The sequence below is a fragment of the Bacillus sp. SORGH_AS_0510 genome (assembly GCF_030818775.1).
In the GTDB taxonomy this organism is placed as follows: domain Bacteria; phylum Bacillota; class Bacilli; order Bacillales; family Cytobacillaceae; genus Neobacillus.
Genome location: NZ_JAUTAU010000001.1, coordinates 1,638,929 through 1,662,676 on the forward strand (window position 1 = coordinate 1,638,929; position 23,748 = coordinate 1,662,676).

Genomic DNA, 23,748 nt, shown 5'->3' on the forward strand with positions numbered 1-23,748 from the left:
TATAATAGGCTTGTAAGCGTATCCTTTTCTACATAAACCATATATATATGCTGAATTACTTGTAAAATAATTTTTTCATTGTGATTGAAAGGGCATACATCTACTTGTGTCTATCCCGAGCAATCGCTCAGTTAGTTTAACTGATTAAGACATAAGGTAGAGTACTATACTCAGATAGTACCTTTTGTCGTCTGAATCATCCATGTTGAACAGTTAAGGGGATTTTATTTTTACGGTGTTTTTTCCTAAGGGGAAATTAAGAATGTGAGGAGAGATTGATTATGACAGTAACACGCGGTCTTGAAGGGGTAGTGGCAACAACTTCTTCCATCAGCTCTATTATTGATGACACGCTAACATATGTTGGCTATGACATCGATGATTTAGCTAAGAATGCAAGCTTTGAGGAAGTTATTTATTTATTATGGCACCGCCAACTGCCAAATGCAGAACAATTAGCTGAATTAAAGCAGCAGCTTGCTGAAAATGCTGCACTTCCACAAGAAGTGATTGAGCATTTTAAAATGTACCCAATCAATAAAGTACACCCAATGGCGGCACTTCGTTCAGCTGTTTCACTTCTAGGTTTATACGATGACGAAGCAGATTTAATGGAGCCTGATGCTAACTATCGAAAAGCAGTTAGACTTCAAGCAAAAATGCCTGCCATCGTTACTACATTTGCTCGTGTAAGAAAAGGTCTTGATCCAATTGCTCCAAGAAAGGATTTAAGCTTTGCTGCTAACTTCCTTTACATGTTAACAGGAGAAGTGCCAAAGGACATTGCTGTTGAAGCAATTGATAAAGCGCTTGTCTTACATGCTGACCATGAATTAAATGCTTCCACTTTTACTGCACGTGTGTGTGTGGCTACATTGTCTGATGTATACTCTGGAGTAACTGCTGCAATCGGTGCCTTAAAGGGACCTCTTCATGGAGGAGCAAATGAAGCTGTAATGAAGATGCTTACGGAAATTGGAACAATTGAAAATGTTGATCCATATGTTCGCGGGAAACTTGAAAAGAAAGAAAAAATTATGGGCTTTGGTCACAGAGTGTACCGTCAAGGTGATCCACGTGCAAAGCACTTAAAAGAAATGTCTAAGAAATTAACAGAGCTAACTGGTGAACCTCATTGGTATGATATGTCTGTTAAAATTGAAGGCATTGTTACTGGCGAGAAGAAGCTTCCGCCTAACGTTGATTTCTATTCTGCATCTGTTTACCACAGCTTAGGAATTGACCATGATTTAATGACGCCAATCTTTGCTGTCAGCCGTGTTTCTGGCTGGTTGGCACATATTTTAGAACAATATGATAACAATCGTTTAATCCGTCCAAGAGCAGAATACACTGGTCCTGGAATGCAAAAATATGTTCCAATCGAAGAAAGAGTTTAATATTTTACTTTTTTTCGAAAAATTGGTTCAATATGATAGAATGAATTAAAGGTTAGAGGGAGACTCTCTAACCTTTGATTAAGATGTTTGTTAGTGAACGAACAAAATTCATAGTTTTTTACATACTAGGAGGGAGAACAACTATGCAAGGCGAAAAAATTTCAGTTAAAAATGGTGTACTAAACGTACCAAACAACCCAATCATCCCATTCATCGAAGGTGACGGTATTGGACCAGATATTTGGGCCGCTTCTGAAAGAGTATTAGATGCAGCGGTTGAAAAGGCATATAAAGGCGAGCGCAAAATTGTTTGGAAAGAAGTTCTAGCTGGAGAAAAAGCATTCAACCAAACAGGTGAATGGCTTCCATCAGAAACACTTGATGTAATCAACGAATACTTGATTGCGATCAAAGGTCCACTAACTACTCCTGTCGGCGGTGGAATTCGTTCATTAAACGTTGCTCTACGTCAAGAGTTAGACTTGTTTGTATGCTTACGTCCAGTAAGATGGTTTGAAGGTGTACCTTCACCAGTTAAGCGTCCTCAAGATACAGATATGGTAATCTTCCGTGAAAACACTGAAGATATTTATGCTGGTATCGAATATGAAAAAGGATCAGAAGCAGTTCAAAAATTAATCAACTTCCTACAAAATGAAATGGGAGTAAATAAAATCAGATTCCCTGAGACTTCAGGTATCGGTATCAAGCCTGTTTCAGAGGAAGGTACTTCCCGTCTTGTACGTTCTGCTATTAACTATGCAATCAAAGAAGGCCGTAAGTCTCTTACACTAGTGCATAAAGGTAACATCATGAAGTACACCGAGGGTGCTTTTAAAAACTGGGGTTACGAGCTTGCAGAAAAAGAATTTGGAGATAAAGTATTCACTTGGGCTCAATACGACCGCATTAAAGCTGAGCAAGGCGTAGATGCTGCAAACAAGGCACAATCAGAAGCAGAAGCTGCTGGTAAAATCATCGTAAAAGATGCGATTGCTGATATCTTCTTACAACAAATTCTTACTCGCCCACGTGAGTTTGATGTAGTTGCTACAATGAACTTAAACGGAGACTATATTTCTGATGCTCTTGCAGCACAAGTTGGTGGAATTGGTATTGCTCCAGGAGCAAACATCAACTATGAAACAGGACATGCTATTTTCGAAGCTACACACGGTACTGCTCCTAAATACGCAGGTCTTGATAAAGTAAACCCTTCTTCTGTGATCTTATCAGGTGTTTTAATGCTTGAGCACTTAGGTTGGAATGAAGCAGCAGATATGGTCATAAAATCAGTTGAGAAGACAATTTCATCTAAAGTTGTTACTTACGATTTCGCTCGTTTGATGGAAGGCGCAACTGAAGTAAAAACATCTGAATTTGCAGATGAATTAATTAAGAACATGGAATAATCTAAGCGGAATACCTGCTTAAACAAGAATAGTTGAAAATTAACAGGGCTGTTATAAACAGCCCTGTTAATTAAATATTATCTCATTACATAAAAGGGGAGAGTCACAATGTCATTAAAACGTAAAAAGGTTTCGGTAATTGGCAGCGGATTCACAGGTGCGACAACAGCATTTTTGCTTGCACAAAAAGAGCTAGGTGATGTAGTTTTAGTTGATATTCCTCAAATGGAAAACCCAACTAAAGGTAAAGCATTAGATATGCTTGAAGCAAGCCCTGTTCAAGGCTTCGACTCAAACATTACTGGTACATCTAATTACGAAGACACACGCGATTCTGATATTGTAGTTATTACTGCAGGTATTGCACGTAAACCAGGCATGAGCCGTGATGATTTAGTGCAGACAAACCAAAAGGTCATGAAAAGTGTAACCCAGGAGATTGTGAAATTTTCTCCAAACTGTACTATTCTTGTTTTGACGAACCCTGTTGATGCTATGACATACACAGTATTTAAAGAGTCTGGATTCCCTAAGAACCGGGTAATCGGTCAATCAGGTGTTCTTGATACTGCCCGTTTCCGTACATTTGTTGCGCAAGAATTAAATCTTTCTGTAAAAGATATTACAGGCTTTGTTCTTGGTGGTCACGGAGATGACATGGTACCATTAGTTCGTTATTCTTATGCAGGTGGTATTCCATTAGAAACACTTATTCCAAAAGATCGTTTAGAAGCAATTGTTGAACGTACTAGAAAAGGTGGCGGCGAAATCGTAAACCTTCTTGGTAACGGTAGTGCCTACTATGCACCTGCTGCTTCATTAGTAGAAATGTGTGAAGCGATTCTAAAAGACCAACGTCGCGTATTACCTTCCATTGCCTATCTAGAAGGAGAATTTGGCTACGAGGGTATTTACCTTGGGGTTCCAACCATCCTTGGAGCAAATGGTATTGAAAAGGTAATTGAATTAGAACTTACTGCTGAAGAAAAAGCAGCGCTAGATAAGTCAGTTGAATCCGTTCGCAATGTAATGAACGTATTAGTATAATAGAATGGAGCCATTCGGGGTTATACAACCCCGAATTTCTCTGTATTCATACTAGGAAAGTATAAAATTCGACTTTGAGAATTGTCCAGCTCCAGCGCCTAGCCCTTAGGGTCAAATAACCTTCGGCAATAAATGTCAAAGAGCAACTTTTCTTGCCGAAGAACATTTGCCTGTCGGGGCTAACCAAGGCGCTTCTGCTTTTCTAATTATGTAATCGCTTTCAATTAGGAGGTGCAATAGATGCTTTTAGGAAAAAAAAGAAAGTTAGGCAGAAAGATAGAAGAAATAACGATTGGTGAAAAATTATCACTAACAGAAAAAATAGAAGACAAGGATATCCTTCTTTATCTAGGATTAACAGATGATGCCAACCCTTTATACATACAACATGATTATGCATCACAAACACCATTTGAAAAACCGCTTGTACCAAGTATCATGCTAACCGGGATCATCACTTCGGCTATCTCTAAATACTTACCGGGCCCGGGAAGCCATGTAGTAAGCCAGGAAATCGACTTTCCGAAGCCAGTTTACCATTACGGAACAATTGAATTTCTGTTTGAAGTCATTGATGTTCAAAACAAAGAACATACGATTCTCATCAGTGTTGTAGGAACCAATGAGAAAAACGAGACAGTCATTCAAGGAAAAATAAAAGTTTGCCCGCCACATCGCTTGCAAGATTTCCACGGAAAAGCATTAGAGAATTTTTAATATCAGAATGAAAAGGAATGTGATTTGAACATTCCTTTTTTATATTATATGAAAGTATAAAATTCGACTTTGAGAATTGTCCAGCTCCAGCGCCTAGCCAGTTTTCACCCTCAATACTCTACATTGAGTATCTTGTAACAATCATGGCTTGATAAAGCGATGATTGTTACAGCTCGGGTCAAATAACCTTCGGCAAGTAAAGTCAAAGAGCGACTTTTCTTACCGAAGAACATTTGCCTGTTGGGGTTGACCAAGGCGTTTGCGCTTTTCTTATTTATTCATATACAAATACTTTGTTAATTTTTTGTAAAGATAATAGATGAGGGAGATGAATCTCTAGGAAATACCTTATCATTATTATTATAATGAAGATATCTTGTAATAACGGGGGATACTTATGAAAAACAAAGTACTTGTTGTAGATGATGAACAATCAATTGTGACGTTACTTCAATATAATTTAGAGCAGGCAGGCTTTGAGGTTTTAACAGCTATGGATGGACAAGAAGGGAAAGAAATAGCAGAAACTAAATCTCCTGATATTATTGTATTAGACTTAATGCTTCCCATTTTAGATGGAATGGAAGTTTGCAAACAGCTCCGTCAAAAAAATATTATGACGCCTATTTTAATGTTAACGGCAAAAGATGATGAATTGGATAAAATTATTGGTTTAGAGCTCGGTGCAGATGACTATATGGTTAAACCTTTTAGTCCAAGAGAAGTAATTGCCCGTGTGAAAGCCATCCTAAGAAGAACACAAGTTCAAACCGAGGCTACGGAACAAGTGGAAAAAAATCTTGATGAACAGATTGAAATTGGTAAGCTAAAGATCTTTCCGGAGAAATATGAAGCCTACGTTAAGGAGGAACTTCTTGAATTAACATTAAAAGAGTTTGAATTACTGCTTTACTTAGCACAGAATAAAGGCAGGGTCTTATCGAGAGATCAGTTATTAAGTGCGGTTTGGAATTATGAGTTTGCTGGCGATACTAGAATCGTTGATGTACATATCTCACACCTTAGAGAAAAAATTGAAGAGGAAACGAAGAAGCCCGTCTATATTAAGACACTTCGTGGTCTGGGTTATAAGTTGGAGGGACCAAAAGAGGAATGACAAAATCACGGAAAAGACTCTTAATTGCACTAGTTTTCATAAATACAGTGTTAGTCTTGATAGGTGTCTGGCTGATTCACTTATTTAGAAACGAAGTTTTTGATTTATTAAAGGATCATTTTAAGATTGAGATGTTGCTTATTCTATTTCTCATCCTTGTCATTGCCTTAATCGCTGTCAGTTTTCTATGTATCAGGACGACCTCTAGGTTTACAAAGCAGATTGAGGCAGCAACGGATGTGGCGATACAGTTAGCAAATGGAAATTACCGGGCAAGAACCTCTGCAAGTAAGCTCGATGGAGCGGGTGTGTTAGGGTCTTCCATCAATATGCTGGCGGAGAACCTACAAGAACTGACCAAATCGCAAGAAATGCAGCAGGATCGTTTAAGTGCGTTAATTGAAAATATGGGTGCAGGATTAGTTTTAATTGATAGCCGTGGATTTATCAATCTCATAAACAAGGGATTTGTTGAAATCTTTCACTTGGATCCTTCTAAATACTTAAACAAACTCTATTATGAAGTAGTTGATTCCGAAGAAATATGTCACCTGGTTGCTGAAGTGTTCCGAACCGAACAGAAGGTAAATAAGCAATTATCGATTCCTTTATTGATAGAAAGAAAATTTTTTATGGTTTATGGTGTACCTATTATTGGGAAAAACAATGTATGGAAAGGGGTATTACTTGTTTTTCATGATATTACGGAGCTAAAAAAACTCGAACAAATGCGTAAGGATTTCGTTGCGAATGTTTCGCATGAATTGAAGACCCCTGTTACGTCTATTAAGGGTTTTACCGAAACACTTTTGGATGGAGCAATGAATAATAAAGAGACGCTAGAATCATTTTTATCTATTATCTTAAAAGAAAGTGATCGTCTTCAAACACTTATTCAAGAGCTATTAGATCTTTCAAAAATCGAGCAGCAGGGATTCCAATTAGTCCTAAGGGAAGTAGATGTAAAGATTCTGCTTGAAGAGGTAATCACGCTTTTAAGTGGGAAGGCAGAAGCTAAGAACATAAGCCTTGAATTTTATTGTAAACAGGAAAAGGTACAAATCATTGGTGATGTGGACCGGTTAAAACAAGTGTTCATCAATTTAATTGTGAATGCCATTACATATACACCAGCTGGGGGCGAAGTGAAAATCATCCTTCTGGAACACAATGACAGGGTTCGAATTCATGTGAAGGACTCTGGTGTTGGGATAAAGAAAGAAGAGATACCAAGAATATTTGAGCGTTTTTATCGTGTAGACCGTGCTAGAAGCCGTAATTCAGGTGGGACAGGCCTCGGCTTAGCTATTGTTAAACACTTAGTAGAAGCTCATCACGGGCAGATCAGTGTACGAAGCAACTTAGGAGAAGGCAGTGAGTTTATCCTTGAGCTTCATAAATATTTGAAATGATGTTGGATGGTGAAAAGAATGGAAAAGAAAAAGCTTGTGCTGATAGACGGTAATAGTATTGCATATCGTGCTTTCTTCGCATTACCTCTTCTTAACAACGATAAAGGGATTCATACGAATGCAGCCTATGGTTTTACGATGATGTTAATGAAAATTCTAGAGGATGAAAAACCAACCCATATGTTAGTTGCCTTTGATGCGGGAAAAACAACTTTCAGACACAAAACCTTTGGAGAATACAAAGGCGGCAGGCAAAAAACGCCACCGGAGTTATCTGAGCAGTTCCCGTTTATTCGTGAGCTTTTAGATGCATATGGAATTTCCAGATATGAGCTAGAGAATTATGAAGCCGATGATATTATTGGTACCCTATCACTATCTGCAGAGAAGGATGGATATGAAGTAAAGGTCATATCAGGGGATAAAGATTTAACACAGCTTTCTTCCCCACATACCACTGTAGGGATTACCAGAAAAGGGATAACTGATATTGAAGAATATACTCCTCGGCATGTAGCTGAAAAATATGGTCTTACACCTGATCAAATTATTGATATGAAAGGTCTTATGGGTGATGCTTCCGATAATATTCCTGGAGTTCCAGGAGTGGGAGAAAAGACAGCGATTAAGTTATTGAAAGAGTTTTCTACTCTAGAAAAGCTGCTTCAATCCATTGATCAAGTAAGCGGGAATAAGTTGAAAGAGAAACTGGAGGAATTCAAAGAACAGGCCATAATGAGTAAAGAGCTTGCAACGATTGAGAGACATGCTCCAGTTGAAGTGGACCTAGAATCAATCCCTTATGAGGGTTATACAAAAGAGAAGTTAGTTCCTTTATTTAAAGAGCTGGGCTTTAATACATTATTAGACAAGCTTGGGGAAGATGCAACGGTTCATACTGAGCAAGAGCTTGAGGAAATTGAATACGAGATTCCAGCAGAAATAACCGATGATCTTTTCGCTGACAACAATTATTTTTATGTAGAGCTCTTGGATGATAATTATCATTATGCGGACATTATTGGGTTTTCCATCGTAAACGAAAAGGGCCGATATTACCTGCCGACAGAACAAGCATTAAAATCTGAAGCGTTTAAGACCTGGGCTGAAGACGAAACGAAAAAGAAAACCGTTTATGATGCTAAACGCTCAGAGGTTTCTTTAAGAAGACAGGACATCCATCTAAAAGGTGCTGACTTCGATATTTTAATGGCATCGTACCTTATTAACCCTTCCGAAACACAAGAAGACCTTGCTGCGATCGCACAAAGATATCATTTCCACAATATCCAATCAGATGAGTCTTTTTATGGGAAAGGTGCCAAAAGGAAAGTACCAGAAGAGCCTAAGCTTGCGGAACATCTTGTACGTAAAGGCCTTGCCATGGCTGCATTAAAGGATAAATTAGAAGATGAATTGCGAACAAACGAACAATATGAATTATTTACTGAGCTTGAAATGCCGCTTTCACTAATCTTAGCTGATATGGAATCTTGTGGGATTAAGGTAGAGCGGGAGCGTCTTCAAACCATGGGCAAGGAACTAAATGAGCGGCTGATACAAATAGAAAATAAAATTTGTGAGCTTGCCGGAGAAAAATTTAATATTAATTCACCTAAGCAATTAGGTGTCATTTTATTTGAAAAATTAGGGCTACCTCCATTAAAGAAAACAAAAACAGGTTATTCAACGTCTGCTGATGTTCTAGAAAAACTAGCAGAGGATCATGAAATTATTGAGCACATCCTACTTTACCGACAGTTAGGAAAGCTCCAATCCACCTATATTGAAGGGTTATTAAAAGTGATTGATCCAAAGACAGAAAAGGTACATACAAGGTATCAACAAACATTAACGGCAACAGGACGATTAAGTTCTATTGATCCGAACCTGCAAAATATTCCGATTCGTCTTGAGGAAGGAAGAAAAATTCGTCAGGCATTTGTGCCTTCCGAGGAAGGCTGGGTCATATTTGCCGCTGATTATTCTCAAATTGAACTGCGAGTACTAGCTCATATTGCAGGAGATGAAAAGCTAATTCAAGCCTTTAAAGAGGATCTGGATATTCATACCAAAACAGCGATGGAAGTCTTCCATGTTGAGGAAGACGAAGTGACTTCTAATATGAGACGTCAGGCGAAGGCTGTAAACTTTGGGATTGTGTATGGGATCAGCGACTATGGACTGTCACAGTCGTTAGGAATTACCCGTAAGGAGGCAGGTCTTTTCATTGAGCGGTACTTGGATACGTATCCTGGTGTAAAGGAATACATGGATGATATTATTCATTCCGCAAAACAAAAGGGGTATGTTTCGACATTAATGCAAAGAAGACGCTATCTGCCTGAAATCACGGCACGTAATTTTAATCTGAGAAGCTTTGCGGAACGTACAGCTATGAATACACCAATTCAAGGCAGTGCCGCAGATATTATCAAAAAAGCAATGATTGATATGGATGAAGCACTAAAAGATAAGGGATTAAAGTCACGACTGTTGCTCCAGGTACACGATGAATTAATTTTTGAAGCTCCAGAAGAAGAGGTTGCAATTCTTCAAGAGTTAGTACCAAGTGTCATGGAAAATGCATTAGAATTAGAGGTGCCATTAAAAGTGGACTATTCTTATGGTCCCACATGGTTTGACGCGAAATAAAAGGAGGATCTATCTTGCCAGAGCTTCCAGAGGTAGAAACCGTAAGAAAGACATTATATAATTTAGTGCTTCATAAGACGATTGAGGATATAACGGTCTATTGGCCAAAAATTATAAAGAACCCTGTAGAGATTGAACAATTTATTGATGCATTAAAAGGTGAAACAATAACTGATGTAGGACGAAGAGGAAAGTTTCTCATTATCTATACCGATCATTACGCATTAGTTTCCCATTTAAGGATGGAAGGAAAATACGGCGTTCATCCAAAAGAACTTCCTTTTGATAAACATACGCACGTGATTTTTCATTTTACGGATTATACGGAATTAAGGTATAGGGATGTACGGAAGTTTGGGACCATGCATTTATATAAAAAAGGTGAAGAGTTAACTAAGCCTCCACTAATTGAGCTTGGCCCTGAACCCTTCTCCGCTGAATTTACACAAGAATATTTGTCTGAAAAGCTGAAAAAGACCAATAGAAAGGTAAAGTCAGCCTTACTTGATCAAAAATTACTTGTAGGTCTAGGAAACATATACGTGGATGAAGCTCTATTCCGTGCGGGGATCTATCCTGAACGCCTTGCCAATACTTTAAATGAGGAAGAAACAAGCTTATTACACAGTGAAATTGTTGCCACCCTTGACGAAGCGGTAAAAAAAGGCGGCAGTACCATTCGATCCTATGTTAATTCACAAGGTGAGATCGGTATGTTTCAGCTTGAGTTATATGCCTATGGCAGAAAAGGGGAACCATGTAAAAAATGTGGAACTCCTCTTGAGAAAATAACTGTTGGAGGAAGAGGTACCCACTTTTGCCCAACTTGTCAAAAACAATAAACGACCCTATATGAATTTAAGAACAACAATTCAATAACACTGGATGGGCTCCTGCCATATACTATCGTAGTGATTTTCAGGAAGGAGTCCTAGACGTTATGGTTCAGTTGTTCTCACTTCTTATATTAGCTTTTGCCCTTAGTCTTGACAGCTTTAGTGTAGGGTTTACCTATGGATTAAGGAAAATGGTCATGCCGATTAAATCCATACTTATTATCGCCACCTGTTCGGCAGCTTCTTTAATGATTGCTGTGTCAATCGGGCATGGCTTAGAAAAGGTAATCTCTCCGAATATCACGGCAAAACTAGGGGGATTCATTCTAATTGCTCTTGGTGCATGGGTATTGTACCAATTTTTTCGACCCGATAAAGATAAAGAAAAAGAATTGCTCGAACATGAAAAAACAATTGTTAATTTTGAAATACGGTCCCTGGGATTAGCGATTAGTATTTTGAAAAAACCAATGTCTGCTGATTTTGACCAATCAGGCACAATTACAGGAATCGAAGCATTAATGCTGGGATTTGCTTTGTCCATTGATGCCTTCGGTGCTGGGATTGGAGCCGCCATGCTGGGGTTCCCTCCTATATATTTAGCACTGACTGTTGCAGTCATGAGCTCATTATTTGTCATGTTGGGAATAAAAAGTGGAGCGTTTTTCCATAAATTTGATTGGATTCAAAAGTTCACATTTTTACCAGGGATTTTGCTAATCATTATCGGGATTTGGAAATTATGATACTAGAAAGGAAAAACGCATGGCATTAGTAATTGGTTTGACTGGCGGGATTGCCAGTGGAAAAAGTACTGTATCTAATATGTTCAAGGAAATGAAAATTCCAGTGGTCGATGCTGATGTGGAGGCACGTCTTGCCGTTATGAAAGGTGAACCTGCTTATTCTAAAATCATTGCTACATTTGGTAGGGATATTTTATTGGAAGATGGGGAAATTGATCGGCAGAAATTGGGGGCTATTATTTTCCACCAAGCAGAGAAGCGAATGCTCTTAAATGAAATCGTCCATCCAGAAGTCAGAAAAAGAATGATGGGGCAAGTTGAAAAGGCTAAGGAGAGCGGGGAAGAACTCATTGTGCTGGATATCCCCTTATTATTTGAAAGCAAGCTAACCTATATGGTCGAAAAGACAATACTTGTTTTCGTTGATTATGACATACAATTACAAAGACTCATAGAAAGAAATAACCTCAGGGTGGAAGATGCGAAGGCAAGGATCCACTCACAAATGCCCCTCAATGAAAAAATAAAATTAGCTGACGCAGTAATCGATAATAACGGCACAATCGAACAAACAAAAACACAACTCATTAATGTATTAACTAAATTTGGATTAAAAATAAACCAATAACCTTAAAGGAGAAGGGAGAACCCTTCTCTTTTTTTATATAGCTGTATGAAAGAACAGTGTTGATTTTTCACACCTATTGATTGGAGCGGAAGGCGCAAAGACTCCTGTGGGAGTATGGTTCAGGGGAGACCCCGCAGGCGCCGTTTCGCCGAGGAGGCTCGCCGAAACACCCACGGAAAGCGAAGCGCCTGGAGCGGAAATCAACAGACAAGTTTAAAGAAGCAATGTGGATAAAAATCTGTTAAGTTATCAGAATTATAAAACATTTAAAAATCCGCAATTTATTCATCACAATAAAACCTATATATGTTATACTAATTACAAGAATACAACATAAAGTATAACATTAATGCGGAAGGGGCCGTAAAATGAAGTCACGTATTGCGATTAATGGGTTTGGAAGAATTGGAAGGATGGTTTTTCGCAAAGCAATCCTAGAAACACAACTAGATATTGTAGCAATAAATGCGAGTTATCCTGCAGAAACCTTAGCACATTTACTTAAATATGATACAAATCATGGAGCTTTTCAGGGAGAGGTTATCCCTTTAGATAATGAACTGATTGTCAATGGAAAAAGAATTAAATTGCTCAGTGATCGTAACCCTGAACAGCTTCCATGGAAAGAATTAGGGATTGATATCGTAATTGAAGCAACTGGAAAATTTAATTCTAGGGAAAAGGCTGCGCTACACCTAGATGCAGGCGCGAAAAAGGTTATTTTAACCGCACCAGGTAAAAATGAGGACGTAACAATCGTTATGGGTGTAAATGATGAAATGCTTGATATTAATGAGCATGATATTATTTCAAACGCATCCTGCACCACTAACTGCCTAGCACCTGTAGCAAAGGTTCTGGATGAGAAGTTTGGAATTGAAAGCGGTTTAATGACCACGATTCATGCCTATACAAATGATCAAAAGAATATTGATAATCCGCATAAGGATTTACGTAGAGCACGTGCGTGTGGACAATCTATTATTCCTACAACAACAGGTGCAGCTAAAGCTCTATCATTGGTATTGCCGCAACTTAAAGGGAAATTACATGGTATGGCTCTGCGTGTACCTACACCAAATGTTTCCCTTGTCGACTTAGTTGTTGACCTAAAACAAGATGTGACAACCGATGATATCAATAATGCGTTTGTTGAGGCTGCACATGGAAAATTAAGAGGAATTCTTGATTTTACAATGGAACCGCTTGTATCTGTTGATTTTAATACGAACGAGCATTCAGCGATAATTGATGGACTCTCAACAATGGTAATGGGTACAAGAAAGGTGAAAGTTCTTGCTTGGTATGATAATGAGTGGGGCTATTCATCTCGTGTTGTTGACTTGACTCTATACGTATCAGAACAAATTGCGAACTCCTCACAGGTGAAGGTTGGTTAATTTATACGAATGGTGATCTGTGTTATAAGAGACAAAAAGTGCTGTCGATTGACAGCATTTTTTTTGTCTTAGCTTGTGCCAGGAATGAAATCTTTAGCATAAAATAGCTTCTGAACTAGTCTTTTTTTATCAAGATAGATAGTGGAGCATGCCCTAGAGAGCCTTTTTTTAATATCTTAAGAAAAATTTTATATTGATAGGTTGCAAAAAAAATATAAACAAAGTATACTAGTCATCGTGAACTTCTTGAAATTAGGTACCTATTAATTACTTAAAGGGTTAGGACCTCTCTGGACTAACTTTCCCCCGTGGTAGTTATAAGATACCGTCAATAACCGGATTTCAGGAAACCATCATAAAAGGTTAGAGGGGGAAATATGAATATGGAAACAATGGGCAGACACGTAATCTCTGAACTTTGGGGATGCGACTTTGAAAAATTGAATGATATGGATTTTATTGAAACGACTTTTGTTGAAGCAGCTCTTAAATCTGGTGCGGAAATCCGCGAAGTAGCTTTTCATAAATTTGCTCCACAAGGCGTAAGCGGAGTGGTAATTATTTCTGAATCACATCTTACGATCCACAGCTTCCCTGAACATGGATATGCAAGCATTGATGTATATACTTGCGGTGATTTAAACCCTAATGTAGCTGCTGACTATATTGCTGAAGCTTTAAATGCTCAAACACGTGAAAACATCGAAATTCCTCGTGGTATGGGTCCTGTGAATGTAAAGCAAGCAAAGGTTCTATAATCCGAAAAAAATTAAAAATGATCGAGAGGTGTACGACCAAGTACACCTCTTTTTATATTTTTATCAATATGTTGTAAACTAAGAAAAGCGTAGCATTTTTGTGGGGGGACTAATTTTATGAATTTATTCGGACGCTTTAAAAGTCAACTTGAAACATCCGATGAAAACCAGGATGTTTCTCTAAAGACTCATTATTATAAAGGGAATTTCAACAAAATATTTGAGTCGGTTGAAAAATTGTTTCGTGAGGATGCTGACTGCCAGATTACCACGGTATCGAAAGAACATGGGGAGATAGCAGTAGAAATTAAAAAGCCCTTTCCTTGTTTTTTGATTGTCACTATTGTTTCTGTAAAACCACTAGAAACGGCTGTTGACTTTAATATTTCGACCGAACGCTTTGCAATCTTGGGTAATTATCCACAACTAAAAAAGAGAGTGAGCGCTTACTACGAGCGGTTGAATCAAATACATACGGTTATGAAAGAAAAGCAAAACTCCTAATACTTGTACTTGTGCAAAGGTCTGCTTTTTTATAAGATAAAAGAAGGAGATTGTTCGGATTTCGTGAGATTTGGAGTTGATTAACAATGAAATGCCCTTCATGTCAAAATTATGGTACACGTGTGCTTGATTCTCGGCCTGTAGATGAAGGACGTGCAACGCGCAGAAGACGGGAATGTGAGGAATGCGGTTATCGCTTTACTACTTTTGAAAAAATTGAAGAGATTCCTTTAATTGTGGTAAAGAAGGAAGGTACAAGAGAAGAATTCAGCCGTGATAAAATACTGAGAGGCTTGATTAAGGCGTGTGAAAAGCGGCCTGTTGCCTTAAAGGAATTAGAAGATATTACTCATGGCGTCGAAAAGGACCTAAGAAGTCAGGGTATTTCTGAAATTAAGAGTGAAGCGATTGGCGAAATGGTAATGGATCGACTCGCACATGTGGACGAAGTCGCATATGTAAGATTTGCTTCTGTATATCGTCAATTTAAAGATATTAATGTGTTTATTGATGAATTAAAAGAATTGATAAAAAAAGAAAAATCCTAATGAGCTAAAGGGTCGTCTTTGGCTCTTTTTTCACTATAGAAGGAGAAAGGTTGGAATGATATGGCTCAGCATTGGCAGGAGATTCTTCCTATCGACCGTTATATTGTTGCAGCGGATGGGCTGCTTCATGAGTATGACCGGAAAGTGCTGACGTTTCTTTACCAGCCCTTGATTGGGTCAACTTGTTTAAGTTTGTATATGACACTCTGGGCGGAACTGGAGGAAAATAGGCTTTGGTCTGAATCCTCCACGCACCATCTTTTGATGAATTTGCTCGGATTAAATTTAAAGGAAATTTACGAAGCTCGATTAAAATTAGAGGGTATTGGCTTACTAAAAACCTATGTGAAAACAGATGAAGGAGACCGTTCCTTTATTTATGAGATCATTCCTCCTTTAACACCTGAACAGTTCTTTTTAGATGGGATGTTAAACATTTTTCTTTATCGAAAAATTGGTAAGAACCATTTTGCCCGGCTGAAACGGTTTTTCTCTGAGCAGCAAAAGCCTCTAGAGAAGGAATATCAGAATGTCACCAGAGCTTTTCAAGAGGTGTTTGCGTCAGCGACTCCAGGCAGTCTTCAATACCTGCAAGGAATTTCTGAAGATACTGAACCTGAAGAAAACCAGCATTTTATCGGACGTAAAGAATCTAAGCCTATACAGATTGAATTAACTACTTTTGATTTCGACTTACTTCTGGCTGGTTTAAATGAATCGCTTGTCCCTAAGAAGTCTTTAACACAGAAGGTAAAAGAGGTTATCAGTAATCTAGCTTTTCTGTATAATATTGATCCCATACAAATGAAAAATATCGTATTAAGTGCAGTCAATGAATCAAGCGAAATTGATATTGAGGAATTGCGCAAAGGTGCACGTGATTGGTATCAATATGTTAATCAAGATCAGCTACCAAGTTTAATTGAGCGGACGCAGCCTGTTGCCCTTCAGGTTCAAAAGAGTGAACCGAAGTCACAAGAAGAGCAGCTAATCCGTTATTTTGAGACCACTTCCCCATTAAGGGTCATGAAGGATTTATCCGGCGGTGGAGAACCATCCAAGTCTGATTTACAGATCATTGAGGAAGTGATGTTCAAACAAAAGCTGCTACCTGGTGTCATTAATGTACTGATACAATTTGTCATGCTCAAAACAGATATGAAACTTACCAAAGGGTATGTAGAAAAGATAGCAAGTCATTGGGCAAGGAAACAGGTGAAAACAGTAAAGCAAGCTATGGAGCTTGCCAAAAACGAACACCGGACGTATATCGGCTGGACCGAAAACCAAAAAACAGGGAAAGCGTCGAAGCAGAAAACTATTCGTAAAGAATTGATTCCTGAATGGTTTGCGGATGGTTCTGAAGAAGGAAAAGCAGAGGCGCAAACAAACAAATCGGAAGATGATGAAGCAAAAAAACGTGCAATCGAAGAGAAATTAAAGGCTTTTAGAAAGTAGGAGGTGAATGAGATGGAAAGAATAAACAAAACATTACAACGACTAGCTTCAAATGAAAGTTTTAAACAACGATACGAAAAACAGCGACAGGAAGTTCTTCAGAATCGTGATATTAAGGCGTTTTTAGCTCGACATCAAGAGATTACACCACAGATAGTTGAAAAAAGTATGAGTAAATTATTTGAATTTACGAAGCAAAGTCAGGATTGTGAGCACTGTGAAAGTCTTGGAAAGTGTATTAATTTCATGCAGGGCTACCAACCTGAGCTAGTGCAATCCTTAAACTCGATTGATGTGGTGTATAAGCGATGCCCTAGAAAAATAATGGCAGATGAGAAAAAGAAAAACGAAAAGCTGATAAAAAGTCTTTATGTACCGAGAGATATATTGGAAGCTACGTTTGAGGATTTTGAAGGAGATACTGGCAGACTGGATGCGGTGGATAAGGCTGCGACTTTCCTGATGAATTATGAAAAAGGAAAAAAACAAAAAGGTTTATATCTCTACGGAAAATTTGGTGTGGGGAAGTCGTTCTTGTTAGGGGCTATAGCAAATGAACTTGCTAAAAAGCAGATTTCAACGATGATTGTTTATGTTCCAGAATTACTAAGAGAGATGAAAAGCTCTATTGCTGATTCGACACTTAATGAAAAAATTGAAGCACTCAAAAAAGAACCGGTGTTAATGTTAGATGATATAGGAGCGGAGGCTATGTCCAGTTGGACGAGGGATGAGGTATTAGGCCCAATCTTACAGTTCCGTATGCTAGAAAATCTTCCGACCTTCTTCACTTCCAATTTTGATTTTCAAGGGTTGGAGCATCATTTAACCTACAGCCAACGTGGTGAAGAGGAAAAAATGAAAGCGATGCGAATCATGGAGAGAATTCGCACCTTAAGTGAGCCTGTGCTTGTTAGCGGACCCAATAGACGTTAGTCTCGTTTCTAAGGGATTACCAATCGATGGTAATCCCTTTTTGCGTTAAAATGAGAATAAAAATTGACTTCGAGAATTGTCCTTCTCCAGCGCCTAGCCCCTCGGGTCAAATAACCTTCTGCAAGTAAAGTCAAAGAGCGACTTTTCTTGCAGAAGAACATTTGCCTGTCGGGGCTGAGCAAGGCGCTTCCGCTTTTCTTAATTATTATATTAAAACTACAAGTATCTAACTTCTAATTTGGCCAAGTCCCCCATATATATTAAAACAGAGATTGCCTCAAAGGGGGGATTTGGTTGGCGGAAATCATCTTCCAAAGCAAGGTGGAAGCACAAAAATTTTATAACCACTTGCTGAAGTATGTACCATATAATCCAGAACATGAAACTATTCTTCTTTTAGAAGATCGACATATAGTAAAAATAGTAGATTTATGTTTTTCAACCGATTTATTTGACTCGGTGAAGCTGGCTTTTTATCAGTTTATAACGAATACAAAACGAGATAACTGGTTTAGAGAGATTTTATGCGATCAATATTACTTTACAGATATGGAAGAGCAACAGCAGATTATCGATATCATTTATTCGATTTTGGATGGGCAAAGAGAGGATTTGTCTGTATTCTTAAAAGAAATAAATGACGAGTCTGATTTAATTAGGACGGCAATTGATGAAATCCTGCAAGATCATGTCACGTTCTCATTTGATTCCTTTGTTAAATTCCGCTTGCGTTCCTATCTGCAGGCACTGGAAAGCTATATCGAGATTGCTATTGATGAATACAAGATGGAGCAGGAATATCAAATGTTTGTTCACATGCTTAGGGACTTTTTAGTGAACCGGGAACCCAAAATGAATACCCTTCATTTATTGTTTGATGAGGAAATTACTTTTTATAATGAGCACTTTGTTGAGATTAAAAGAGGAGAGTTAACAAGGTTGATCGATCGGAAGCTGTTAGTGAATCACCCTGTCTATATAGATTCCGTTTCCATTGCGCCGCTGTTGTCACTTGCACCAACCTTTATTTTTATTTATACCAAGGATCCTGACGAGCCTTTGGTGAGAACGATTAAGAACATTTTTGAGGAGAGAGTGACGGTTAAGGAATTTTCTGCGCTGCGAAAAGTAAGAAAATGTACTGCTGAAACAGACTCATCGGAAAATCATGCATAAAAGAATAAAATAATGTCAATATTTAGTTTTATGTACCTTGCTTTTTTGAAAGGAAATCATTATAATAACGTACATAGCAAAATATGTAGTAAAAGTAATGATAAGGACAACAGTATTTCATTTACGGTTTTTAGAGAGGAAGACCACCGGCTGAAAGTCTTCTAACACGGGATAAATACTTACCACCTTTAAACTTCAACAGTGAACATTTCCTAATTTTGTGGAATTAGTAATTGTTGACGGCAACAGCCGTTACCTGACCAAAGTCATGATCGACGAATTATGTTGAACATGAAAAATTGGGTGGAACCACGTGTTAATCAAAACTCGTCCCTATTCCAGGGACGGGTTTTTTTATTTTTTAGCTCTGTTAAAGAACAGTGATAATTTTTTCACCCGTTGATTGGAGCGGAAGGCACGAAGACTCCTGTGGGAGTATGGTTCAGGAGAGACCCCGCAGGCGCAAGCGCCGAGGAGGCTCGCCGAAACACCCACGGACCGCTCGTGCCTGGAGCGGAAATCAACAGGCAAGTTTAACAAAGCCTATTTTTTATAAAGCGATAGATGGATAATTGTCCGCTATCGCTCAAATCAAAGGAGGAATTACCATGTCAGACGTTGTTAAGATTTCGTTTCCAGATGGGGCAGTAAAGGAGTTCCCACGCGGAACAACAACGGAAGATATTGCTGCTTCCATTAGCCCAGGCCTTAAGAAAAAAGCAATTGCCGGTAAATGGAACGGACAAATGTATGATCTTCGCCGTCCAATCATGGAAGACGGTTCTATAGAAATCGTTGTACCTGATTCAAGTGACGCTTTAGAGGTGTTGCGTCATAGTACTGCGCACTTAATGGCTCAAGCTGTAAGAAGATTGTATCCAAATGTAAACCTTGGAGTAGGTCCAGTAATCGAGGGTGGTTTTTATTATGATATGGATCTTGATGTGTCATTAACTCCAGAGGACCTTCCAAAAATCGAAAAAGAAATGGCGAAAATCGTTAATGAAAATATTGAGATTGTTCGCAAGGAAGTAAGCCGTGCTGACGCTGTTCAATTATTTAAAGAAGCAGGAGACCCTTACAAGCTTGAACTAATTGAAGCAATCCCTGATGAAGAAACAGTGACAATTTACGAACAAGGTGATTTCTTTGACCTTTGCCGTGGAGTTCATGTTCCTTCGACTGGAAAAATTAAAGAATTCAAGCTCTTAAGCATTGCGGGTGCCTACTGGCGTGGTGACAGCAATAATAAGATGTTGCAGCGTGTGTATGGAACAGCGTTCTTTAAGAAAGAGGACTTGGCTGAACACCTTCGCCTACTTGAAGAAGCGAAAGAGCGTGATCATCGTAAAATTGGTAAAGAGTTAAGCTTATTTACAACTAATCAATTGGTTGGTCAAGGTTTACCATTATGGCTTCCAAAAGGTGCTACTATCCGCCGTGTAATTGAACGTTATATTGTCGATAAAGAACAACGACTTGGCTATGACCATGTGTATACACCGGTTATGGGTAGTGTTGACCTATACAAAACTTCTGGTCACTGGGATCACTATCATGAAGATATGTTCCCGGTTATGGAGATGGAGAACGAACAGTTAGTTTTACGTCCAATGAACTGTCCGCACCATATGATGGTGTATAAGAATACAATCCATAGCTATCGTGAACTGCCAATTCGTATCGCAGAGCTTGGATTAATGCACAGATATGAAATGTCTGGTGCCTTAGCTGGACTGCAGCGTGTTCGTGGAATGACATTAAATGATGCACACATTTTCGTTCGTCCGGATCAAATCAAAGATGAATTTAAGCGTGTGGTGAACTTAGTCCTTAATGTATATAAGGATTTCAATATTACCGACTATTCGTTCCGCCTTTCTTACCGCGATCCACAAGATACTGAAAAGTATTTTAACGATGACGCCATGTGGGAAAAAGCACAAAGCATGCTCAAGGAAGCAATGGATGATCTTGGTTTGGATTATTTTGAGGCAGAAGGAGAAGCTGCATTCTATGGTCCAAAGCTTGATGTTCAGGTGAAAACAGCCCTAGGTAAAGATGAAACACTTTCCACTGTTCAACTGGACTTCTTACTTCCAGAGCGATTTGATTTAACATACGTAGGTGAAGATGGTAAGCAACATCGTCCGGTTGTTATCCACCGCGGAGTTGTTTCAACAATGGAACGTTTTGTTGCCTTCTTAATTGAAGAGTATAAAGGAGCATTCCCAACTTGGTTAGCACCAGTCCAAGTTCAAGTTATTCCTGTTTCTCCGGGAGCACACTTTGATTATGCAAAACAAGTTCAGGAACAGCTTCAAAATGAAGGCTTCCGTGTAGAATTAGATGGCCGTGATGAAAAAATTGGCTATAAAATCCGTGAAGCGCAAATGCAAAAAATTCCATATATGCTTGTTGTCGGCGACAAAGAAGTGGAAAATAATGCTGTTAACGTTCGTAAATATGGTGAACAAAATTCCGAAACAAAGCCTTTTGCAGACTTCTTAGCTGCAATTAAAGCAGAAGTGCAAAAAGGTTAATAAACAAAGAAAGAGTGGGTGACTCCTCTCTTTCTTTGTTTATTTAGAAAAAATCTATTGAATAATTTTTGATTTCTTGCTACAATAAATTTCGTTGTCATGAGTAAATAGTTTGTTTGACAATACGTCTTTGTTTATGTTATAGTAATCAAGGTTAAATTGAATATTGTTTTGGGAAAAGAAGAAGCACCCGCTTCTCACCTGATTGACGCATATGGGCAGTTGGCAGGTTTTACGTGAACTTTTTGTTTATTTACTTATGTTTCGTAAAGTGTGGGTGTATGCATCCGCACTTTTTTGTTTGTGTACTTAAGAAATAGCACGTATAAAAAGTTTTAATACCTGTCGATTCCAACGAGGGTGTCATTTGTAAGGTGAATCATTCTTATACCCAGACGTTGTATTCGTAATAAACCTTGGAGGTGGCTAATTATTAGCAAAGACATGTTGTTAAATGAGGGCATCCGAGCTCGCGAAGTTCGCTTAATTGATCAAAATGGCGAACAGTTAGGGATCAAATCCAAAAACGAAGCGTTGGAAATTGCCGGACGAGTAAATCTTGATTTGGTACTTGTAGCACCAAATGCAAAGCCTCCGGTAGCCCGGATTATGGACTATGGCAAATTCAAATTCGAGAATCAAAAGAAAGAAAAAGAAGCTCGTAAGAATCAAAAGATTATTACTACTAAAGAAGTTCGTCTAAGCCCAACGATAGATGAGCATGACTTTAATACAAAGCTTCGTAATGCTATTAAGTTTTTGGAAAAAGGCGACAAAGTAAAAGCTTCCATCCGTTTCAAGGGTAGAGCAATTACACATAAAGAAATTGGTCAACGTGTATTAGACCGTTTCTCTGAAGCATGCAAGGAAGTAGCGACTATTGAGTCACATCCAAAAATGGATGGCCGAAGCATGTTCCTGGTTTTAGCACCTAAAGCTGATAAGTAATAAGGAGGATATTCCAATGCCAAAAATGAAAACTCACCGCGGCGCTGCAAAGCGTTTCAAAAAGACTGGTTCTGGTCAACTTAAGCGTGACCATGCTTATACAAGCCACTTATTCGCGAACAAATCTACAAAAGCTAAGCGTAAACTTCGCAAAGGAACTCTTGTTTCTAAAGGCGATTTCAAACGCATTCGTCAATTATTAACTTACGTAAAATAATCTCGGACAGATCGATTTATTCTAGGAGGGAAATTACATGCCACGTGTAAAAGGCGGTACAGTTACTCGCAAACGTCGTAAAAGAGTTCTTAAATTAGCAAAAGGTTATTTCGGTTCAAAACATACATTATATAAAGTTGCTAACCAACAGGTTATGAAATCATTAATGTATGCTTTCCGCGATCGTCGTCAAAAGAAGCGCGACTTCCGCAAACTTTGGATTACTCGTATCAACGCAGCAGCTCGTATGAACGGTCTTTCTTACAGCCGTTTAATGCACGGCTTAAAGCTTGCTGGTATCGAAGTAAACCGCAAGATGCTTGCTGAATTAGCAGTTAGCGATGCTAACGCATTTGCTGAATTAGCAAACCTAGCTAAGCAACAACAAAAATAATTAAAAGATATAAAGCCATTCTCTTTTGAGGATGGCTTTTTCTGTAAGGGGGAGTCAGAATGAATGGCAGAATGGTTTTACTTGTAGTCTATGTAATCATGAACTTAATAGGACTTTTTATAATGGGAGAAGATAAAAAGCGTGCGAGGAAGCATGAGTACCGAATTTCAGAGAGAACACTTTGGCTGGTAGCTCTCTTCGGTGGAGCTGTTGGGTCAACTATTGGTATGCAGCTATACCGTCATAAAACAAAACATGCAGCATTTAAAATCGGCTTTCCTTTCTTAGCAGTAATTGAACTGATTCTCTTTATAAAGGTTTGGTGGTGATTTGGATGAATCTAGAAAAATTATTTCACATGCAAAAGGCTTTAGACTCTCATATAGAAGAAAAGCATGAATTGCAAAAGGAAAATTTATTTGAAAGAAAGGCCCTTGCATTGCTAGTGGAAATTGGGGAATTGGCAAACGAAACACGTTGTTTTAAGTTTTGGAGTGTTAAGCCATCCTCAGAAAAAGATGTTATTCTTGAAGAGTTTGTAGACGGAATCCATTTTATTTTATCACTGGGGATTGAATGCGGTTTTAATAAGGTGCCTATTGAGTTGGAGGGAATTAACTCTACTTCCACTGTGACGGAACAATTCCTTGCTGTGTATGAAACAATCAGCTTGTTCCAAAAGAACAAGGAATTAGATGGGTACATTAACGTGTTTGAATCGTATATGCAGCTGGCGGCTTTGCTTGGTTTTACTAAGGAAGAAATCGAAGAGGCATATTTTCGTAAAAACGAAGTAAATTATCAAAGACAACAAAATAACTATTAGCCAGAAAATTTGTAAGTTTTGCGCTTTTACAGGTATAATAAAGGTCGGATATACATAATTAGGGGGGCTA

The 23,748-nt window shown here is 38.5% G+C and carries 23 protein-coding genes and 2 other annotated features; all 23 genes read left to right on the forward strand.

Annotated elements, in window-relative coordinates; genetic code table 11:
* Positions 1–281: 281 nt before the first annotated feature.
* The 23 genes from citZ to QE429_RS08415 all read left to right on the forward strand — a co-directional run bounded on the left by citZ (position 282) and on the right by QE429_RS08415 (position 23,678).
* Positions 282–1,400 (forward strand): citrate synthase, encoded by a 1,119-nt coding sequence (gene citZ, locus QE429_RS08305; RefSeq protein ID WP_307286207.1) that lies wholly within the window; start codon positions 282–284, stop codon positions 1,398–1,400.
* Between the two features lie 143 nt (positions 1,401–1,543).
* Positions 1,544–2,812, forward strand: coding sequence for an NADP-dependent isocitrate dehydrogenase (gene icd / locus QE429_RS08310; protein ID WP_307286210.1), 1,269 nt, complete (start codon positions 1,544–1,546; stop codon positions 2,810–2,812).
* A gap of 108 nt (positions 2,813–2,920) precedes the next feature.
* Positions 2,921–3,859: a malate dehydrogenase gene (gene mdh / locus QE429_RS08315; protein ID WP_307286212.1), complete on the forward strand. Its 939-nt coding sequence runs from the start codon at positions 2,921–2,923 to the stop codon at positions 3,857–3,859.
* A gap of 240 nt (positions 3,860–4,099) precedes the next feature.
* A complete protein-coding gene (locus QE429_RS08320) occupies positions 4,100–4,576 on the forward strand; it encodes a MaoC/PaaZ C-terminal domain-containing protein (RefSeq protein WP_307286213.1) in 477 nt (158 codons plus the stop codon).
* Positions 4,577–4,973: 397 nt separating this feature from the next.
* Positions 4,974–5,693: a response regulator transcription factor gene (locus QE429_RS08325; RefSeq protein ID WP_307286216.1), complete on the forward strand. Its 720-nt coding sequence runs from the start codon at positions 4,974–4,976 to the stop codon at positions 5,691–5,693.
* The gene (gene pnpS, locus QE429_RS08330; protein WP_307286218.1) at positions 5,690–7,105 is read left to right on the forward strand and encodes a two-component system histidine kinase PnpS; all 1,416 of its coding nucleotides are present in this window, start codon (positions 5,690–5,692) and stop codon (positions 7,103–7,105) included. The genes QE429_RS08325 and pnpS overlap by 4 nt, the downstream gene beginning before the upstream one ends.
* A gap of 18 nt (positions 7,106–7,123) precedes the next feature.
* Positions 7,124–9,760 carry a DNA polymerase I gene (gene polA / locus QE429_RS08335; protein ID WP_307286221.1) on the forward strand — a complete coding sequence of 879 codons (2,637 nt, stop codon included), beginning with the start codon at positions 7,124–7,126 and terminating at the stop codon, positions 9,758–9,760.
* 14 nt (positions 9,761–9,774) lie between these two features.
* Positions 9,775–10,602 (forward strand): DNA-formamidopyrimidine glycosylase, encoded by an 828-nt coding sequence (gene mutM, locus QE429_RS08340; RefSeq protein ID WP_307286224.1) that lies wholly within the window; start codon positions 9,775–9,777, stop codon positions 10,600–10,602.
* 98 nt (positions 10,603–10,700) lie between these two features.
* Positions 10,701–11,342 carry a sporulation membrane protein YtaF gene (ytaF, locus tag QE429_RS08345; RefSeq protein WP_307286226.1) on the forward strand — a complete coding sequence of 214 codons (642 nt, stop codon included), beginning with the start codon at positions 10,701–10,703 and terminating at the stop codon, positions 11,340–11,342.
* A gap of 19 nt (positions 11,343–11,361) precedes the next feature.
* Positions 11,362–11,970, forward strand: coding sequence for a dephospho-CoA kinase (gene coaE, locus QE429_RS08350; protein WP_307286230.1), 609 nt, complete (start codon positions 11,362–11,364; stop codon positions 11,968–11,970).
* A gap of 368 nt (positions 11,971–12,338) precedes the next feature.
* Positions 12,339–13,370, forward strand: a complete 1,032-nt coding sequence (locus QE429_RS08355) for a glyceraldehyde-3-phosphate dehydrogenase (protein ID WP_307286233.1) — start codon at positions 12,339–12,341, stop codon at positions 13,368–13,370.
* Between the two features lie 383 nt (positions 13,371–13,753).
* On the forward strand, positions 13,754–14,128 hold the full coding sequence (gene speD, locus QE429_RS08360; RefSeq protein WP_307290748.1) for an adenosylmethionine decarboxylase: 375 nt from the start codon (positions 13,754–13,756) through the stop codon (positions 14,126–14,128).
* Between the two features lie 117 nt (positions 14,129–14,245).
* Complete coding sequence (locus QE429_RS08365) at positions 14,246–14,632, forward strand: hypothetical protein (RefSeq protein WP_307286235.1); 387 nt, start codon at positions 14,246–14,248, stop codon at positions 14,630–14,632.
* A gap of 86 nt (positions 14,633–14,718) precedes the next feature.
* Positions 14,719–15,180, forward strand: coding sequence for a transcriptional regulator NrdR (nrdR, locus tag QE429_RS08370; RefSeq protein ID WP_026563356.1), 462 nt, complete (start codon positions 14,719–14,721; stop codon positions 15,178–15,180).
* A 60-nt stretch (positions 15,181–15,240) separates the two neighbouring features.
* Entirely contained in the window at positions 15,241–16,638 is a 1,398-nt protein-coding gene (locus QE429_RS08375; protein ID WP_307286242.1) for a replication initiation and membrane attachment family protein, read from the forward strand.
* A gap of 12 nt (positions 16,639–16,650) precedes the next feature.
* Positions 16,651–17,574, forward strand: coding sequence for a primosomal protein DnaI (gene dnaI, locus QE429_RS08380; RefSeq protein WP_307286245.1), 924 nt, complete (start codon positions 16,651–16,653; stop codon positions 17,572–17,574).
* A gap of 294 nt (positions 17,575–17,868) precedes the next feature.
* Complete coding sequence (gene ytxC, locus QE429_RS08385) at positions 17,869–18,750, forward strand: putative sporulation protein YtxC (protein ID WP_307286247.1); 882 nt, start codon at positions 17,869–17,871, stop codon at positions 18,748–18,750.
* 88 nt (positions 18,751–18,838) lie between these two features.
* Positions 18,839–19,088: a binding site (T-box leader), on the forward strand.
* 270 nt (positions 19,089–19,358) lie between these two features.
* Entirely contained in the window at positions 19,359–21,293 is a 1,935-nt protein-coding gene (gene thrS, locus QE429_RS08390) for a threonine--tRNA ligase (protein ID WP_307286248.1), read from the forward strand.
* Positions 21,294–21,465: 172 nt separating this feature from the next.
* Positions 21,466–21,598: a sequence feature (ribosomal protein L20 leader region), on the forward strand.
* A gap of 124 nt (positions 21,599–21,722) precedes the next feature.
* A complete protein-coding gene (gene infC, locus QE429_RS08395; RefSeq protein ID WP_307290749.1) occupies positions 21,723–22,241 on the forward strand; it encodes a translation initiation factor IF-3 in 519 nt (172 codons plus the stop codon).
* A gap of 16 nt (positions 22,242–22,257) precedes the next feature.
* A complete protein-coding gene (rpmI, locus tag QE429_RS08400) occupies positions 22,258–22,458 on the forward strand; it encodes a 50S ribosomal protein L35 (protein ID WP_101649425.1) in 201 nt (66 codons plus the stop codon).
* A 37-nt stretch (positions 22,459–22,495) separates the two neighbouring features.
* Positions 22,496–22,852: a 50S ribosomal protein L20 gene (gene rplT / locus QE429_RS08405; protein WP_307286254.1), complete on the forward strand. Its 357-nt coding sequence runs from the start codon at positions 22,496–22,498 to the stop codon at positions 22,850–22,852.
* 59 nt (positions 22,853–22,911) lie between these two features.
* Positions 22,912–23,181: a DUF1294 domain-containing protein gene (locus tag QE429_RS08410; RefSeq protein ID WP_307286256.1), complete on the forward strand. Its 270-nt coding sequence runs from the start codon at positions 22,912–22,914 to the stop codon at positions 23,179–23,181.
* 5 nt (positions 23,182–23,186) lie between these two features.
* Entirely contained in the window at positions 23,187–23,678 is a 492-nt protein-coding gene (locus QE429_RS08415) for a dUTP diphosphatase (RefSeq protein WP_307286257.1), read from the forward strand.
* Positions 23,679–23,748: the final 70 nt, after the last annotated feature.

Excerpts from the sequence above, each read along its gene's own strand:
- citZ (WP_307286207.1), top strand. The coding sequence starts at position 282 with ATGACAGTAACACGCGGTCTTGAAGGGGTAGTGGCAACAACTTCTTCC.
- icd (WP_307286210.1), top strand. The coding sequence starts at position 1,544 with ATGCAAGGCGAAAAAATTTCAGTTAAAAATGGTGTACTAAACGTACCA.
- mdh (WP_307286212.1), top strand. The coding sequence starts at position 2,921 with ATGTCATTAAAACGTAAAAAGGTTTCGGTAATTGGCAGCGGATTCACA.
- QE429_RS08320 (WP_307286213.1), top strand. The coding sequence starts at position 4,100 with ATGCTTTTAGGAAAAAAAAGAAAGTTAGGCAGAAAGATAGAAGAAATA.
- QE429_RS08325 (WP_307286216.1), top strand. The coding sequence starts at position 4,974 with ATGAAAAACAAAGTACTTGTTGTAGATGATGAACAATCAATTGTGACG.
- pnpS (WP_307286218.1), top strand. The coding sequence starts at position 5,690 with ATGACAAAATCACGGAAAAGACTCTTAATTGCACTAGTTTTCATAAAT.
- polA (WP_307286221.1), top strand. The coding sequence starts at position 7,124 with ATGGAAAAGAAAAAGCTTGTGCTGATAGACGGTAATAGTATTGCATAT.
- ytaF (WP_307286226.1), top strand. The coding sequence starts at position 10,701 with ATGGTTCAGTTGTTCTCACTTCTTATATTAGCTTTTGCCCTTAGTCTT.
- coaE (WP_307286230.1), top strand. The coding sequence starts at position 11,362 with ATGGCATTAGTAATTGGTTTGACTGGCGGGATTGCCAGTGGAAAAAGT.
- QE429_RS08355 (WP_307286233.1), top strand. The coding sequence starts at position 12,339 with ATGAAGTCACGTATTGCGATTAATGGGTTTGGAAGAATTGGAAGGATG.
- speD (WP_307290748.1), top strand. The coding sequence starts at position 13,754 with ATGGAAACAATGGGCAGACACGTAATCTCTGAACTTTGGGGATGCGAC.
- QE429_RS08365 (WP_307286235.1), top strand. The coding sequence starts at position 14,246 with ATGAATTTATTCGGACGCTTTAAAAGTCAACTTGAAACATCCGATGAA.
- nrdR (WP_026563356.1), top strand. The coding sequence starts at position 14,719 with ATGAAATGCCCTTCATGTCAAAATTATGGTACACGTGTGCTTGATTCT.
- QE429_RS08375 (WP_307286242.1), top strand. The coding sequence starts at position 15,241 with ATGGCTCAGCATTGGCAGGAGATTCTTCCTATCGACCGTTATATTGTT.
- dnaI (WP_307286245.1), top strand. The coding sequence starts at position 16,651 with ATGGAAAGAATAAACAAAACATTACAACGACTAGCTTCAAATGAAAGT.
- thrS (WP_307286248.1), top strand. The coding sequence starts at position 19,359 with ATGTCAGACGTTGTTAAGATTTCGTTTCCAGATGGGGCAGTAAAGGAG.
- rpmI (WP_101649425.1), top strand. The coding sequence starts at position 22,258 with ATGCCAAAAATGAAAACTCACCGCGGCGCTGCAAAGCGTTTCAAAAAG.
- rplT (WP_307286254.1), top strand. The coding sequence starts at position 22,496 with ATGCCACGTGTAAAAGGCGGTACAGTTACTCGCAAACGTCGTAAAAGA.
- QE429_RS08410 (WP_307286256.1), top strand. The coding sequence starts at position 22,912 with ATGAATGGCAGAATGGTTTTACTTGTAGTCTATGTAATCATGAACTTA.
- QE429_RS08415 (WP_307286257.1), top strand. The coding sequence starts at position 23,187 with ATGAATCTAGAAAAATTATTTCACATGCAAAAGGCTTTAGACTCTCAT.